Raw genomic sequence first — 14950 nt, forward strand, 5'->3', positions numbered from 1 at the left:
TGGTGAGGGCATAATTTCTGGATGACACCGCTCACCCACCACGACATTCTGGGCCTGGTTGAACCGTTCACCCGCAGCGGCCACCAGCTTGACCTGGCGGCCAGCGACCGCATCCAGCGCTGCCTGGTGTTCAAGCCCAGAATCTCTAGCGGCTCAGTCACCGCCACCACCCAAAACAGCTCGATCATCAGCCCGGTTCCAACCGATGCTCTGGCGTTGACCGACACGCTGGCGCTGGACTGCCTGGGCGCTGACAACTTTGTACTCAAACGCACCCTGACTCACCCTGACGGTCTGGCGGCCACCCTGGTGATCAAAGGCGCAGACACGGCCAGCCTGCTGGCCAACGTGGAGGCGGTTGACCCGCACGCCCCGTTCAGATCAGGCGAGGGTTGGCAGATGGCCTGCAGCTACCGGCTGGAGCCCGGGCACAGCGCCAGCCAGGCGTCTGTTACCAGTCCGCCAGCTAGCAAGCCCGGCATGCTGCTGACCAGCGGTGTGGTGAAGGTGGCGGGCCTGACATTGCTGCTAAAAATGCCCGGCGTGACGGGTTATCCGGCTGAACTGGAGATCACCGCCAACGCTGCCATTGATCTGCCGGATGACTTGCTGCAGGTGCTGGGCCGGGACTGGGCGCGTCTGGAGCGCGGTGCCAAAAGCTGGAAGAGTACGCTGAAAATTCGCGGCAAAGAACCCGAGCGCATGCGTCTTGCGCAAGACAAGCTGGAGACCGCCGCCCGGCACTTGGTGCTGACGCTGTCCCAACCACCAGCATCTTTTGCGCGTCAGCAGGCGGCTGCGCGCTGGAGGGTGGCCGGCCGGCGTTCTGTGCCGATGCTGACCCTGGTGGGGTTGCTACTGGCTTCACTGGCTGTGCCCTACTTGGGCATCGCGCCGGATTCGGTTTATTGGATGTTGATCTTCAACGCGCCGCCGCTGCTGCTGCTGTGGGGCTTCAGCCTGCGTGAGATGCCGCAGTTTGCTCTGCCGCGCCCGCCCAAGCGGCTGACTGCGGCAAGTTGGTGGCCGGTGGCGCCAGCCGCGTCTGCGGTGATGCCCTCCAGCCAGCCCAGCCCAGCCACCACTGCTACTACCGCGCTCGTCGGGCAACCCTGATGATTTTCAGGACCGCAAGATCAAGACCACAGGATCAAGACCATACGATTGATACAAAACGCTGCAACCACACTGGGGCGGCTCTGCAACAGTCCTGGACAACAAGGTAAAACATGCTCGGTAACCCCATGAACATCCCGCCCGTCTCGATTGCCGCTGCCAAGGCCGCGCTGATCGAGCAATACGCTGACGACACGCTGCGCCGACGCGCCACCATGCTGTGGGGCACACGGGGTGTAGGCAAGTCGTCCATCGTGCGACAGGTGGCAGAGCATTTCAAGGTGCCGCTGGTTGATTTGCGCCTGACCACTATTGAGCCGGTGGACATTCGGGGTGCCATCTATGCCGACGACAAGCTGGCGAAAACCGTGTGGTTTCCGCCCGAGTTTTTACCTTCGCCATCCGACCCGGCGGGCATTTTGTTTCTGGACGAGCTCACCGCCGCAGACAAGCGGCTGCAGGTGTCGGCCTACTCGCTGATTCTGGACCGGCGCGTGGGTAACTACCACCTGCCTGATGGTTGGCAAGTGGTGGCCGCCGGCAACGCCAGTTTTCACGATGCGGTCAGCAACGACATGGGCACCGCGCTGGCCGACCGCATGTTCCACTTCAACGTGCAAACCGTGATTGACGCCTTTCTGGCCCACGCCATGTCGCAGGACTTTGCCCCCGAGGTGATGGCTTATTTGCGTGTGCGGCCTGACAAGCTCGACGACACGCAATCGCAGCTGGCCAATGACTACCTGATAGGTGCCAGCCCGCGCGGTTGGGAAGACATCTCCAACGTACTCACGTCGGGCTTGTCGGAATCTGCCAAACGCATCTTTGTGCAGGGCCGCATCGGCGCGGCCAATGCCGCCGAGTTTTTTGGGGTGCTGCGCGAAATTCAGGCGGCAGTAGATGTGGTTCGGCTGCTGGCGGCCAAACGCGGCGCTGACACCACCGCCTTGCTGCCCAAAACGCTGGACGGGCTCTACGGCACCATTTACGGCTTGCTGGCCGCTTGTCGCGATGAGCCCACGGTGAGCCGCGCGCTGGAGATCATCGAGCAATTTGTCGACATCCGCAGCAACGCAGCGCTGCCCATTGTGGAAGGCCAGACGCTGGCGATGGAACTGTTGATGCAGCGCGCGTTGGAAAGCGGCCTGGAAGCCGCCATTCTGGACAGCCCCGCCTACGCCCGCTACACCGAGCGGCGCGCCAAAGAGGACAAACGTGCCTGACAGCCTGCCTGCCCTGGCGGTGCCGGTGGACGTGCCAGCGGACGCCCCCTACCGGCATCGCGGCACCCGCGCGGTGGCGCGTATGGTCGAGTTTGCGCCGTCCACCGGTGGCCTGGCACTGTGGGTGAAGCACCAGAACATGCAAGAGCTGCAAGCCTTTTTGGCAAAACCCCAAGTCCAGGCCTCTAGCCCTTATGTAGTAACCGATGGCTGCACTATTTTTTATAGCGCCGAGTTTGAAGGCCTGCCGCTACCGGAGCAGGTGGGCCACATCGCCCACGAGGTGCTGCACATTGCGCTGCGTCACCCGCAGCGTTATCTGGACCTGAAACACCTGCTGGGCGATGTCGATTTGCCGCTGTTCAACCTCTGCGCCGACGCCATCGTCAACAGTGCGCTCAGCCACCTGACCTGGCTGAAGCTGCCGCAGGGTTCGGTGTATCTGGACAAGTTGCTGAAAACTTCGTTGCAACTGGACCAGCCGTTGGACAAAGCCTTGCTGCAGTGGGATGTGGAAACCCTCTACCGAGCGGTGGATGACCGTGCGGCGCAGCCCAAACGCGGCAACGTTCAGAGCAACAGCAGTAGCGCCGCAGCGCAAAAGCAGTCCAGCCAAGGCCAGTCGTCCAACAAAACCAGTGCCAACGGCCAAACGGGTCAGGCCAGCGGGCAGGCCAAAGCCACGGACGGCCAGCGCGCCGCGCGGGCCATGGTGCTGAGTCGACCGTCCCAAGCCGACCTGATTCCCGGCCCCGAGACAGAAGGCGCACCCGAATCCGAGGCCGAGCAAGCGCGCGAGTGGAGCGAGCGCATCACCCGCGCCCACGCCGGTGACGGCGCGCACTCCATGCTGCGCGCCCTGCTGGCAGACCTGCCCAAAACCCGCACGCCGTGGGAGCAGGTGCTGCGCACCCAACTGGCGCGCAGCCTCTCCCATGAGCCTGAGCTGTCATGGTCGCGCCCGTCGCGCTCCTACCTGGCCAATCAGGGGCGCAGCGGCCCGCACCACCGCATGCCGTTTGAACCCGGAACCAGCCCGAGCCGCACGGTGGCGCGCCTGGTGCTGGTGGTGGATGTCTCGGGCTCGATTGATGACGACTTGATGCAGCGTTTTGCCCGCGAGATCGAAGCCATCACCCGCCGCCTGGCCGCAGGCATCACCCTGGTGCTGGGCGACAACCGGGTGCAGCGCGTGGAAAGCTATCTTCCTGGCCGCTCCAAACTCAGCGACATCCAGTTCAAGGGCGGCGGTGGCACTGACTTCACCCCGCTGCTGGAAGAAGCCGAGCGGCATCACCCCGACATCATCGTGGTGCTGACCGATCTGGACGGACCGGTGCGCCACCAGCCGCGCTGCCCGGTGTTGTGGGCGGTGCCGCAGGCTTATGCCTTGGCGGCACAGCCGTTCGGGCGCAAACTTGTGCTGAGTTGAGCCCGACATGACCGCTGCGCCACTCACGCACCACGACATCCTGGCACTGGTGGCGCCGTTCACCCGCAGTGGCCGCCATGTGGATTTGCCGGCCTGTGACCGCATTCAACGACGCGTGGTGTTCAAGCCGCTGGAGCACGCCACCGGGGCGCCTGAGTTGTCTGGCCTGCGTGAACTGCTGGAGTTGGAAAAATTCGGGACGAGCACCTACCGCCTGACCCGCACCTTGGTCCTGCCCAGCGGCATGAAGGCAAGGCTGCAGGCCACGGGCAGGGAGCCCGCTGAGTTGCTGCGCCGGGTGGATGCGGTTGCTGCCGACCAGCATTTCCAGACGGGTGAAGGTTTTGTGGTGGCACACCATGACGCTTTGCTTCCGGATGCACAGATCCCCTCTCTGACCAGCGGTGTGGTGCAGGTTGGTGAGCTGACCTTGACCATGACCGTGTCTGCGGTGCGCAGCGTCTCGGCGGATGTGCTGTTGGCTGCCCCGCCGGGCCAGACGCTTGACATTCCGCATGATTTGCTGGCTGTGTTGGGCTGGGCCTGGTCGCCACTGACGCGTACACCTCAAGGCTGGACCGGCAAGTATCGCCTGCGCGGCACACCGACCCAACGCACCAGCCGCGCAGAGCGGGCGCTGCAGCGTGTGGCGATGCATCTGGCGCAGACCCTGGCCGCGCCCCCAAGCCACTTTCACGACCAGCATTTGGCGGCCCGCTGGCGCGTGGTGTTTCGCCGTGCCATTCCCATCCTGACACCGATCTTCCTACTGATCACCTTGTTGCTGATGCCAAAGCTGACGCTGGACGGTAGGCCCGGCTTGTGGACGCTGGTTTACCAGTTGCCTACGGTGTTGATTGCCATCAGTTTCATGACACAAGATTTGGCACGATTTGAAATGCCGCGCTGGCCGCACCGCGCCAGCGCCGTCAGTTGGCTACAACTGCGTGTCGCCGGTGTCGTGCCCAAAGTGATTTGATTTGGGTTTGTACGCAGCATTAGCGCATGCGGCTGGCACCAGCGCAAGCGTCAGGTGCCAGCGCAAGCGTCAGCCGCGTGTTCCGGTATTGCGGAAGGTCTTTCAGTGCGTTCCGGCGACCCCGCCACCGAAGCGGCTTCCAGCATCGGGTGGTCGATCTTGTGCAGAAAGCCCAGCGTGGCGTGTAGTGAGTTGTTCAGTAGTCGGGCAATCTCCTTCACGTCATCGGGCACGGCGGCGTTGTCCCAGTCCACCGCGGTATGGCGCGCCAAACGCACCGCCAGCACCACACATCTGACGTTGCTGCGCCTGGCGTTGCGGTTGTCGCTGATGTTGATCAGCAGTTCGGGCAAGTGCCACAGCTTCATCAGCGCCTGGCGCAAATCTGCCATCTCAACACCCAGCACCTCTTTCTGGATGAGGCTGGAGCGCAAGGTGCTGTCAGCGGCCTGGGCGTCGCGAATCTTGACCGCAAGCACGGGCGCATGCAGCCAGACCAGCATCTCGGCAAAGTCGTTCAGAAACGCAGCCTGGTGGATGATGGTTGCATCGGTATCGCCCCGATGCACTGCAAACCCAAGTGCAAACTGTCCGGCACGCTCTGCTCTTAGTAGCAAAGTCTGTAGACCCTGGCGAGCCTCGGGTTGGTCAGCCAGCCAGTCCTCCACAGTGCGCTGCGGGCCAAAGTGGCGGAAAAACGGCGAGATGCCCATCAACACCAATGACGTGGTGATTGACTCGGTCTGTGTGGCGTGGCTGGGTTTGCGCAGGCCAGCGGCAAAAGACAGCACTTTAAGCGTCATCAACGGATCGGCCTGAATCACCGAGGTGAGCATGTTCGCATCCACATCGTCTTCCCTGGCGCGCAGTTCTTCCAGCGCCGCAGCGGTTGCGGCCAGCACCGGAATCTCGGCTTGCATGAAATAGTGTGTCCAGGCGCCAATGTGCGCCAAGGCTGTCTTTATATAGGTGGCAGGCGGTGGCGCCGGCGCAATGGGTATAGCCGGTACAGCCGTGGCAGCGCCGCTCTGGGGGGTGTCATCGGTCATGGGTGTCCTCGTTTTTGGCGTGGGCGGGAGTATCTGCGCAGCAGTCTGGCGGGTCAAGCCAGGCTGGGCTCGGTTGCTCACCTTTTTATCGGCTGCAGCCGCCGGATAATGAGGTTTTTCCCTTATCACTCAGGATTTTTATGGCCCATACCCATCAAGACAACGCGGTGGCACCAGCCGCTGCCGAAACCAGCAAGACCCAAACACCAGAGCCGCGCCTGACCAGCCTGTCGCATGGCGGTGGCTGTGGTTGCAAGATTGCACCAGGCGTGTTGTCGAGCATTCTCAAAGGTACCACGGCCATGCCCATCCCCAAAGAGCTGCTGGTGGGCATCGAGACCGCTGACGACGCGGCCGTGTACCAGCTCAATGAGCACCAGGCGCTGATTGCCACCACCGACTTTTTCATGCCCATCGTCGATGACCCGTTTGACTTTGGCCGCATCGCCGCCACCAACGCCATCAGTGACGTGTATGCCATGGGCGGCACACCGATCATGGCGCTGGCGCTGGTGGGTATGCCGATCAAGGTGTTGTCGATCGAGACTATCGGCAAAATTCTGGAGGGCGGTGCCAGCGTCTGCCGCGCCGCAGGCATCCCGATTGCGGGCGGCCACACCATCGACTCGGTCGAGCCGATTTACGGGCTGGTGGCTCTCGGCCTGGTGCACCCCAGCCGCGTCAAGAAAAACGCCAGCGCCCAAGTGGGTGACAAACTGGTGCTGGGCAAGCCGATTGGCGTGGGCATCTTGTCGGCAGCGCTTAAAAAGAGCAACCTGGACGCAGCTGGCTACGCGCAGATGATCGCCGTGACCACCCAGCTCAATACACCCGGCCCGGTGTTGGCCGCGCTGCCCGGCGTGCATGCCATGACCGACGTCACCGGCTTTGGCCTGGCCGGGCACGCACTGGAAATTGCGCGTGGTGCGGCAGTCACCGTCACGCTGGACTGGCAGAGCGTGCCCTTGTTGGCAGGGGTGCAAGAGCTGGCGGCGGCGGGCAATGTCACGGGTGCTTCAGGCAACAACTGGGCGGCGTATGGGGCTGAGGTGGGGCTACCGGCAGATTTTTCGGCAGTGCAGCGCGCACTGCTCAGCGACCCGCAAACCAGCGGTGGTTTGCTGGTGACCTGTGCGCCCGACGCGGTAGACGCGGTGCTGGCGGTCTTCAAGCAGCAGGGTTTTGAGTCGGCGTGTGTGGTAGGTGAAGTCACCCCGGCTACCGACAGCGCGAAGCTGGTGTTGCGTTGAAGCGAGAAAGTTCGCGCGGGCATGAGCGCAAATTGTCCGCCGGGCGCTATGCGTCTAAGAAGTCACGCCAAGTGAACTGTCTCGGTTGAAGTTGGCTGGGCGCTTTGTTGCTGCCGTAAAAGACGCTCAGCCATCAACCTATTTGCTATGCTAATAATAGCTACTTGCGCATATACATAAAGGGTTAGAAGCCAATTTCTTATATAAAATCGTTAAACGCCAGACTTTGCTCCGAATGGCAGTTGTTGGGGGCCTGCTACAGCCATGCAGGTCTGGCGACCCTGGCGGATTCCTCACGGCTGCGCCGGGCCGCTGTATTTCTGGATAAAGCCGCGGTCAATGCGGTCTTTGAGCCACCACACCCATTTCCCCTCGGCAGACCAGCCGCCCCAGCTGGCGATGGCGTATTTTTCGCCGCAGGCCAGCAGGTTTAGTGTTTTGGTCTGCGGGATGTAGGGATTGGGCTCCTCGCCTGTCAGCACGGCGCGCAGGTTGGCAGCCAGCGGCACGCCGGCGCGCACGGCATACACGCCGCTGCGCGCCACGGGTCGATCCACGCGGCTCGACACATCGCCTGCGGCAAATACCGCTGGGTGGCTGGTGCTGCGCTGAAACTCGTCTACCGCGATAAAACCTTGCTTGTCGAGCGCCAGGGCGCTGCCCTGCAGCCAGCTTGGCGCCTGCGCACCGATGGCCATCAGCGGCACGTCGCAGGCCAGTTGGCCACCGTTGCCCAACGCAACTTCGGCTACGCTGATGCCAGTGGCTTGCTCCTGAATCACGCTGATGTGGCGCTTTTTCAAGGCCCGTTTGATGCGCGCCTGCACCTTGTCCGAATAATTGGCGCCCACCAGCGCGTCACCCGCCACCAGCGTGACCGACGAGCTTGGCAGCCGGTGCGCCACCGCGCACGCCAGCTCGATGCCGGCCGCGCCGCCGCCAAGCACCGCCACCCGCAGCGCCTTGGTGCCAGCCAGCGCCACCACTTGCGGCCAGAGCGCGCCAAAGGCCTCGATGGGGCGCACAAACAGCGCATGTTCGCGTGCACCTGGCATCATCTGCTCGATCTTCTCGCGGTTTTGCACGGCACCGGTGTTGACCGACAGCAGGTCAAACGCCATCAGGCTGCCGTCGTCCAGAGTGACGGTGCGCGCATCGGCGTCCAGCGCCACAGCGCTGCGCTGCAGCCACTGCACGCCACTATGGGCTAGCCAGGGCGCGAGGTTGATCACGCAGTCTTCCAGCGCGTAATGCCCCGCCACAAAACCCGGCACCATGCCCGAGTAAAGCTGGCGCGGATAGGGCGCCACCAGCGTGATCTGCACCCCGGCCAGTGGCTGCGCCGCCAGCGTCGAGAGCATGTGCACGTGGGCATGGCCGGCGCCCAGCATCACCAGATGTTTCATCGGTCAACCTTCTTCAATTTAGCCAATCCAGCATCAGTCAACCCAACGCAGGCGGGCCAGATAAGCGCTGCTGGCACCGCCGGTGTTGTCGCTGTCAGCGCCAACTGCAATCGCCACCACCGGCGGCATCACGGCGCTCTCGGCGCCAAACAGGCTGGCAAAGTCGTCTGCAATGCGCCTGCGCTGGGTCACCCATTGTCCGGTGGCCGTCTCGGTGCCGTTGAGCACGATGTAGCGCACCCGCGCGCTGTAGGGGTTGGCGCCGCGTGTACCCGCCGGGTAGCGGCTGTCCCACAGGTAACACAGCGTGGCGCTGGGCAGGTCTTGCCCGGTGGCAGAGCGCGCCAGCGACAGGGCGGCGCGTTGAAAGAAGGGGATGTCGGTCAGCGGCTGGTCAAACATCACGCACACCTTCAGCGCGGCATCGTCACCGGCTTTGGTGCTGATGTCAGCCAGCGGCAGACCTTGCGCCAGCTGCCAGCGCCAGGCCAACTCGGCAGGGGCAGGCCCGCTCCAGGGGTGGGTTAACACGCCGTAAGACTTCTGGGTGACGAGCCGCAGCGCAGGCTCGCCCAGCACGGTGGTCAGGTCAAATTGGCTCAGCGGAAATTTGTTACCCGGCAAGCCGCTTACGCGCCAGGCTGGGTTCAGGCTGGCGGGGGTGCTGGCTTCAAAAGGTGCCAGTTGGCGTTTGGGTGTTGCGCTTGCCGTTGGCAGTGTGCTGGCTGGTGCGCTCGTTGCTGGTGGCGGCAAAGATTGAGAAAAAACGGCTGTAGCCCAAGTAAACAAAGCGCAGATAGCTATAATATACAGAGCATATGTCCGGCAGAGATCGCTCAAAGTTGCCAGAGGTCGAGGCCGTGTCTTGTTCACATTGAGCCTATTTAAAGCAAAACGGGTTAGCGGCAAAATTGCGCTAACCCGTTGATTTATATGGTCGGAATGAGAGGATTCGAACCTCCGACCCCTTCGTCCCGAACGAAGTGCGCTACCAGGCTGCGCCACATTCCGAAATGCCAGACTGAGGGAGCGCTAGGTTTGTCGATCCAAAAGTTGGGCTGCCAATTGTATCAAACACGTCCTGTGGGGGCTGTCGGGCAATTGTTCTGCGGCGGCGATGGCTCGGGCGGCTTCGTCGCTGGCGGCCTTGCGGGCCACATCCAGTGCGCCAGTGGCTCTGACGATGGCCACCACCTGCTCGATGGCGTCCACATCGCCGTTTTCGATGGCGAGTTTGACCACCTCGCGCTGCTCGGCATTGCCGCGTTGCATGGCGGCAATCAGCGGCAGGGTGGCTTTGCCTTCGCGCAGGTCGTCGCCCAGGTTCTTGCCCATCAGGGCCGCGTCGCCGGTGTAGTCCAGCACGTCGTCAATCACCTGAAAGGCCGTGCCAAGCGCTTGCCCGTAATGCGCGCAGGCGGTTTCAATCTCGGGGCTGGCGCCCGCCAGAATGGCGCCCACGCGGGCACTGGCTTCAAACAGCTTCGCCGTCTTGGAACGGATGACGTGCAGGTAGCCCTCTTCGTCCAGATCGGCGTTGTGCATGTTCATCAACTGCAACACTTCACCTTCTGAGATCACGGTGGTTGCTTCAGAAAGAACGCTCATGACGCGCATGCTGCCCACATCCACCATCATCTGGAAGGCGCGGGAGTACAAAAAGTCGCCCACCAACACGCTGGCCGGGTTGCCAAAGGTGATATTTGCGGTGGCGTTACCGCGCCGCAGAGAGGAGTCGTCCACCACGTCGTCGTGTAGCAGGGTGGCGGTGTGAATGAACTCCACCACGGCTGCCAATGTGAACCGCTCTGGCCCGGTGAACCCCAGCGCGCCACTCACCAGCAACAGCAGTGTGGGACGCAAACGCTTGCCCCCTGCGGTAATGATGTAGCGTGAAACCTGCCCTATCAATGGCACGCCAGAGTCCAGGCGTTGCCGAATGAAAAGATCGACCTCGCGCATGTCAGGCGCGATGACCGATAGCAAAGTGGATGGGGAGGTGTTGGAGGCTTGCAAGACGGTTGACTCAATAATTTCCACAGATTATAGAAAGCTCCCCGAAGCAAGCCGACAGCCTCTGTAAAAGAGGCCCCAGGTGGGCGCTCTGCGTTGTCAGGCAGCTTCAGTTGCGGCTTCAGAGAGTCTTGAGAGAGCCTGTGCGATAATGTTGGGCTTCGCGAAAATCCGTTCGTGGAGATCTATACAAAGAGGTTCATATGTACGCGGTCATAAAAACCGGTGGCAAACAATACAGAGTTGCTGCTGGCGAAAAAATTAAAGTAGAACAGATTGCTGCGGACGTTGGCCAAGAGATTGTGTTTGACCAGGTTCTGGCGGTCGGTAGCGGCGCAGAGTTGAAGGTTGGCACACCCTTGGTGTCCGGCGCAACAGTCAGTGTCACAGTTTTGGCACATGGTAAGCACGACAAGGTTCACATTTTCAAAATGCGTCGTCGCAAGCACTATCAAAAACGGCAAGGGCATCGCCAGCAGTTCACCGAACTGCTGATCGGCGCCATAACGGCATAAGGAGCTGAGTCATGGCACAAAAAAAAGGCGGCGGCTCGACGCGAAACGGGCGTGATTCCAAGCCCAAGATGCTCGGTGTGAAGAAGTTCGGTGGTGAACTGATCAGCTCCGGCGCGATCATCGTGCGCCAGCGTGGCACGCAATTCCACCCCGGCACCAATGTCGGCATCGGCAAGGACCACACGCTGTTTGCCTTGGTCGAAGGCAATGTGTGTTTTGAAGTCAAAGGCGCGATGAACCGCCGCACCGTGAGCGTGACGGCAGCCGCTTAACAGGCCGGTTATTCCCCTCACAAGACCCTGCGCTCGACGCGGGGTTTTTTATTTCTGCAACTTGGGCGCAGCAGGCCTGTCGCCAAACGCAGCGAAGATCAGGCTTCCTGACGCCAAGTAAAATGAATTTTTTGCGGCGCGCCGCAACTCGACCGAGCAAACCAAGTTCCACAACCGACTGAAGCCATGAAATTCGTTGACGAAGCCTATATTGATGTCTCTGCTGGAGACGGCGGCGCAGGCTGCGTCTCTTTTCGACACGAAAAATACAAGGAATTTGGCGGCCCCAATGGTGGTGACGGCGGACGTGGCGGCCATGTGTTTGCCGTGGCTGACGAAAACCTCAACACGCTGGTCGATTTTCGCTTTTCACGCCGCCATGATGCGCAGCGCGGCCAGCACGGCATGGGCTCCGACATGTTTGGCGCGGCGGGGGACGACATCACCCTCAAAATGCCGGTCGGCACCATCATCACCGACGCTGAAACCGGCGATGTGCTGTTTGAATTGCTCAAGCCAGGCGAGGTCATCACCATCGCCAAGGGCGGCGACGGTGGCTTTGGCAACTTGCGTTACAAGAGCGCCATCAACCGCGCGCCGCGCCAGAAAACACCGGGCTGGCCGGGTGAAAAACGCAACCTCAAGCTGGAACTTAAGGTACTCGCCGATGTCGGCCTGCTGGGTATGCCCAACGCCGGCAAATCGACCCTGATTACAGCCATCTCCAACGCCCGGCCGCGGATTGCTGACTACCCTTTCACCACCTTGCACCCCAACTTGGGCGTGGTGCGTGTTGGGCCCGAGCAAAGTTTTGTGGTGGCTGACCTGCCGGGCCTGATTGAAGGTGCCTCTGAAGGCGCAGGCCTGGGTCACTTGTTTTTGCGCCATTTGCAACGCACGCGTTTGCTGCTGCACATGGTTGACATGGCTCCGTTTGACGACGCCATCGACACCGTGGCACAAGCCAAAGCCATCGTCAATGAACTCAAAAAATACGACAAAAAGCTCTATGACAAACCGCGCTGGCTGGTGCTCAACAAGCTTGACATGGTGCCCAAGGAGGAGCGTGCGGCGTTGGTGAAAGACTTTGTCAAACGTTTCAAATACAAAGGCCCGGTGTTCGAGATCTCTGCCCTGACCCGTGAAGGCTGCGAGCCGCTGATCAAGGCGGTGTACCAGCACATCAGCGCGCAGCAAAAGATCGAAACTGCCCCTGAGGTGATTGACCCGCGTTTCCCCGCTGGTGTGGACCCTATTTAGTTGCTATTTATTTAATAGCTGCTTGCGCATATCTAATAAGGGCTAGAGCCTGAAAATGCTTAAAGAATTTGATGCCTCCATCCTGCGCGATGCACGCCGTGTGGTGGTCAAGGTGGGCTCCAGCCTGGTCACCAACGAAGGCCGGGGTCTGGACGAAGCCGCTATTGGTGAATGGTGCCGCCAGATGTCGCTGTTGGTGCGCGAGGGCCGCGAAGTCATCATGGTGTCTAGCGGGGCGATTGCCGAAGGCATGAAGCGCTTGGGCTGGACCACCCGCCCGCGTGAAGTCCATGAGTTGCAAGCGGCGGCTGCCGTTGGGCAAATGGGCTTGGCGCAGATGTATGAGACCAAGCTGCGTGAAAACGGCCTGGGTAGCGCTCAGGTGCTGCTGACCCATGCTGACCTGGCCGACCGTGAGCGCTACCTCAATGCCCGCTCCACGCTGCTGACCTTGCTCAAACTCGGTGTGCTGCCGGTCATCAACGAAAACGATACGGTGGTGAACGACGAAATCAAGTTTGGTGATAACGACACGTTGGGTGCGCTGGTGGCGAACCTGGTGGAAGCCGATGCGCTGGTGATCCTCACCGACCAACAAGGTCTCTACACCGCCGACCCGCGCAAAGACCCCACCGCGCAGTTCGTCCATGTGGCGCAAGCCGGTGACGCGGCGCTGGAGGCGATGGCGGGTGGTGCGGGCTCCAGCCTGGGCCGTGGCGGCATGATCACCAAAATTCTGGCCGCCAAGCGCGCGGCATGCTCCGGTGCCTCTACCGTGATTGCCTGGGGTCGTGAGCCGGATGCGTTGCTGCGCCTGTGCCGGGGTGAATCCATTGGTACTTTATTGATAGCACCGACGCAAAAAACGCAGGCGCGTAAGCAGTGGATTGCCGACCACCTGCAGATGAAGGGTTCCGTCACGGTGGATGCTGGTGCGGTACACAAACTGCGCAGCGACGGCTCAAGCCTGCTGCCCATTGGGATGACGGCGGTAGAGGGTGGCTTTTCACGCGGCGATGTGATTGCCATTCGCTCGGACGACGGCGTTGAAGTGGCGCGCGGTCTGGCCAATTACGCCAGTGCCGAAGCCCGCCTGATTTGTCGCAAGCCCTCCAGCCAGTTCGAAAAACTGCTGGGTTATTCGGCTGAACCCGAGATGGTGCACCGTGACAATATGGTGCTCAGCCGCTGATGCCATTTCTAAACCATCCCTGTCGCTTCGCCTTGTCAAGCTAAAGCACTGCCTTCGGCTTCGCGCCTAAGCAGGAAGGATTTGGAAACGAACAACCACAGCTATTTTTTCAGCGCCCTGACGATATCGCCCGGTGTGCTGGCGGCAGTAGCTCGCCCATCGCAGGCCGCCTGCCGCGCAAACACCCAAGCGTGTTTGGAAGGCAGGTTGTCGGTGAAGCCACGCCATTGCGGCTCAGTCACTATCGACCAGGGGCCTGTGCCGCCGGCGCGGGCGTAGGTCTTGACCTCGCCGGTGGCACAGCGGATGCCTTCATACATGGCGTTGATCGACCCACCCGCGTTGCGCGCCACCACCACGTAGCGCACGATGCCATCGGGCGAGATGGCCAGCGTCGCCGGGTCAATACCGAAGGTCAGCGAGACATAGGGCGGCATGGCCAGTGGCAGCAATTTGTCCACGCTGAACGCGGGCGGTGTTGGGGTGTCGGATTCTTTCCAGTCTGGGTCGTCTGGCCCGACTTGGGCATGCAGGTGGGTGGCCATCGTCAGGGCCAACGCCCCCAGCAGGGCAGGCGCGCACCAGCGCAGGGTGCGATTCTTGTCAAACATGCTCGTTTCCAGTGTGTGGATCAGGCTCCCAGCTTCCACCGGGTGGTAAGTCGATATGGCCGGCAGAGGCTTCATCACTGCCCGATTCCGCGCCAAGCGGACGCAAACCCTGGCGCAAAAAACGGTTACGGTGCTCGTTGCGCGGCAGGTAACGTGCCAGTTCGGTCAGGGCGGTTGAATACACCTCGCGCTTGAATTCGACCACAGCGTCCAGTGGTACCCAGTAGTCGTTCCAGCGCCAAGCATCAAATTCCGGATGATCGGTGGCACGCAAGTTCAAATCCCAGTCGTGGCCCACCAGTTGCAGCAGAAACCAGATCTGTTTCTGGCCCTTGTAAAAGCCGCGTGAGTCGCGGCGGATAAAACGGTCCGGCACCTCATAGCGCAACCAGTCTCGGGTGCGGGCCACGATGCGAACGTGTTCACGTTGCAGCCCAACTTCTTCATGCAGTTCCCGAACCATGGCCTGCTCTGGGGTTTCACCCCGATCAATGCCACCTTGCGGAAACTGCCAGGAGTGCGTACGGATACGCTTACCCCAAAACACCTGATTTTTCTGGTTGAGCAGGACGATGCCGACGTTCGGCCTAAAGCCGTCTCGGTCGAGCATAATCAAACCCCAAATTTTTAAA

Annotated in this window: 15 protein-coding genes and 1 tRNA gene; 9 read left to right on the plus strand and 7 right to left on the minus strand. The window is 61.4% G+C overall.

The annotated features are described in order from the left end of the window. Positions 1–21 precede the first annotated feature (21 nt). From BLL52_RS09070 to BLL52_RS09085, 4 genes are all read left to right on the plus strand, one after another. Positions 22–1116, plus strand: coding sequence for a hypothetical protein (locus BLL52_RS09070; RefSeq protein WP_075586371.1), 1095 nt, complete (start codon positions 22–24; stop codon positions 1114–1116). Positions 1117–1244: 128 nt separating this feature from the next. Next, the gene (locus BLL52_RS09075) at positions 1245–2339 is read left to right on the plus strand and encodes an AAA family ATPase (RefSeq protein WP_241839093.1); all 1095 of its coding nucleotides are present in this window, start codon (positions 1245–1247) and stop codon (positions 2337–2339) included. Then, positions 2332–3771 carry a vWA domain-containing protein gene (locus BLL52_RS09080; RefSeq protein WP_241839095.1) on the plus strand — a complete coding sequence of 480 codons (1440 nt, stop codon included), beginning with the start codon at positions 2332–2334 and terminating at the stop codon, positions 3769–3771. Before BLL52_RS09075 ends, BLL52_RS09080 begins: the two co-directional genes overlap by 8 nt. 7 nt (positions 3772–3778) lie before the next feature. After that, positions 3779–4750: a hypothetical protein gene (locus BLL52_RS09085; protein WP_075586373.1), complete on the plus strand. Its 972-nt coding sequence runs from the start codon at positions 3779–3781 to the stop codon at positions 4748–4750. Between the two features lie 50 nt (positions 4751–4800). Here the strand turns inward: BLL52_RS09085 and BLL52_RS09090 are convergent, their stop codons facing one another. Then, a complete protein-coding gene (locus BLL52_RS09090) occupies positions 4801–5799 on the minus strand; it encodes an HDOD domain-containing protein (protein ID WP_075586374.1) in 999 nt (332 codons plus the stop codon). Between the two features lie 140 nt (positions 5800–5939). Between BLL52_RS09090 and selD the strand changes: the two genes are divergently transcribed. Further along, on the plus strand, positions 5940–7049 hold the full coding sequence (gene selD / locus BLL52_RS09095; RefSeq protein WP_083633875.1) for a selenide, water dikinase SelD: 1110 nt from the start codon (positions 5940–5942) through the stop codon (positions 7047–7049). Between the two features lie 293 nt (positions 7050–7342). On the opposite strand, the gene BLL52_RS09100 is transcribed toward selD, so the two are convergent. From BLL52_RS09100 to BLL52_RS09115, 4 genes are all read right to left on the minus strand, one after another. After that, complete coding sequence (locus tag BLL52_RS09100; RefSeq protein WP_075586375.1) at positions 7343–8455, minus strand: FAD-dependent oxidoreductase; 1113 nt, start codon at positions 8453–8455, stop codon at positions 7343–7345. 33 nt (positions 8456–8488) lie between these two features. Then, positions 8489–9208: a DUF3047 domain-containing protein gene (locus BLL52_RS09105; RefSeq protein WP_075586376.1), complete on the minus strand. Its 720-nt coding sequence runs from the start codon at positions 9206–9208 to the stop codon at positions 8489–8491. A 181-nt stretch (positions 9209–9389) separates the two neighbouring features. Continuing rightward, positions 9390–9466: transfer RNA gene (locus BLL52_RS09110), tRNA-Pro, on the minus strand. Between the two features lie 21 nt (positions 9467–9487). Then, a complete protein-coding gene (locus BLL52_RS09115; protein ID WP_075587160.1) occupies positions 9488–10417 on the minus strand; it encodes a polyprenyl synthetase family protein in 930 nt (309 codons plus the stop codon). A 254-nt stretch (positions 10418–10671) separates the two neighbouring features. Between BLL52_RS09115 and rplU the strand changes: the two genes are divergently transcribed. From rplU to proB, 4 genes are all read left to right on the plus strand, one after another. Beyond that, complete coding sequence (gene rplU, locus BLL52_RS09120; protein WP_075586377.1) at positions 10672–10983, plus strand: 50S ribosomal protein L21; 312 nt, start codon at positions 10672–10674, stop codon at positions 10981–10983. Between the two features lie 11 nt (positions 10984–10994). After that, the gene (gene rpmA / locus BLL52_RS09125) at positions 10995–11255 is read left to right on the plus strand and encodes a 50S ribosomal protein L27 (RefSeq protein ID WP_075586378.1); all 261 of its coding nucleotides are present in this window, start codon (positions 10995–10997) and stop codon (positions 11253–11255) included. Between the two features lie 186 nt (positions 11256–11441). Next, complete coding sequence (cgtA, locus tag BLL52_RS09130) at positions 11442–12515, plus strand: Obg family GTPase CgtA (RefSeq protein ID WP_075586379.1); 1074 nt, start codon at positions 11442–11444, stop codon at positions 12513–12515. Between the two features lie 55 nt (positions 12516–12570). Continuing rightward, a complete protein-coding gene (gene proB, locus BLL52_RS09135; protein WP_075586380.1) occupies positions 12571–13707 on the plus strand; it encodes a glutamate 5-kinase in 1137 nt (378 codons plus the stop codon). A gap of 101 nt (positions 13708–13808) precedes the next feature. Here the strand turns inward: proB and BLL52_RS09140 are convergent, their stop codons facing one another. Together BLL52_RS09140 and BLL52_RS09145 are read right to left on the minus strand one after the other, a co-directional pair. Further along, positions 13809–14318 carry a CNP1-like family protein gene (locus tag BLL52_RS09140; RefSeq protein ID WP_075586381.1) on the minus strand — a complete coding sequence of 170 codons (510 nt, stop codon included), beginning with the start codon at positions 14316–14318 and terminating at the stop codon, positions 13809–13811. Further along, positions 14311–14928, minus strand: a complete 618-nt coding sequence (locus BLL52_RS09145; protein ID WP_075586382.1) for an RNA pyrophosphohydrolase — start codon at positions 14926–14928, stop codon at positions 14311–14313. Before BLL52_RS09145 ends, BLL52_RS09140 begins: the two co-directional genes overlap by 8 nt. Between the last annotated feature and the right edge of the window lie 22 nt (positions 14929–14950).

Origin of the sequence: Rhodoferax antarcticus ANT.BR (assembly GCF_001938565.1) — a bacterium.
Taxonomy (GTDB): Bacteria; Pseudomonadota; Gammaproteobacteria; order Burkholderiales; family Burkholderiaceae_C; genus Rhodoferax; species Rhodoferax antarcticus.

What these genes read in the sequence shown, in the direction of transcription:
- BLL52_RS09085 (WP_075586373.1), top strand. Translation starts at nt 3,779, where the DNA reads ATGACCGCTGCGCCACTCACGCACCACGACATCCTGGCACTGGTGGCG.
- cgtA (WP_075586379.1), top strand. Translation starts at nt 11,442, where the DNA reads ATGAAATTCGTTGACGAAGCCTATATTGATGTCTCTGCTGGAGACGGC.
- BLL52_RS09090 (WP_075586374.1), bottom strand. Translation starts at nt 5,799, where the DNA reads ATGACCGATGACACCCCCCAGAGCGGCGCTGCCACGGCTGTACCGGCT.
- BLL52_RS09140 (WP_075586381.1), bottom strand. Translation starts at nt 14,318, where the DNA reads ATGTTTGACAAGAATCGCACCCTGCGCTGGTGCGCGCCTGCCCTGCTG.
- proB (WP_075586380.1), top strand. Translation starts at nt 12,571, where the DNA reads ATGCTTAAAGAATTTGATGCCTCCATCCTGCGCGATGCACGCCGTGTG.
- BLL52_RS09145 (WP_075586382.1), bottom strand. Translation starts at nt 14,928, where the DNA reads ATGCTCGACCGAGACGGCTTTAGGCCGAACGTCGGCATCGTCCTGCTC.
- rpmA (WP_075586378.1), top strand. Translation starts at nt 10,995, where the DNA reads ATGGCACAAAAAAAAGGCGGCGGCTCGACGCGAAACGGGCGTGATTCC.
- rplU (WP_075586377.1), top strand. Translation starts at nt 10,672, where the DNA reads ATGTACGCGGTCATAAAAACCGGTGGCAAACAATACAGAGTTGCTGCT.
- BLL52_RS09100 (WP_075586375.1), bottom strand. Translation starts at nt 8,455, where the DNA reads ATGAAACATCTGGTGATGCTGGGCGCCGGCCATGCCCACGTGCACATG.
- selD (WP_083633875.1), top strand. Translation starts at nt 5,940, where the DNA reads ATGGCCCATACCCATCAAGACAACGCGGTGGCACCAGCCGCTGCCGAA.
- BLL52_RS09070 (WP_075586371.1), top strand. Translation starts at nt 22, where the DNA reads ATGACACCGCTCACCCACCACGACATTCTGGGCCTGGTTGAACCGTTC.
- BLL52_RS09075 (WP_241839093.1), top strand. Translation starts at nt 1,245, where the DNA reads ATGAACATCCCGCCCGTCTCGATTGCCGCTGCCAAGGCCGCGCTGATC.
- BLL52_RS09115 (WP_075587160.1), bottom strand. Translation starts at nt 10,417, where the DNA reads ATGCGCGAGGTCGATCTTTTCATTCGGCAACGCCTGGACTCTGGCGTG.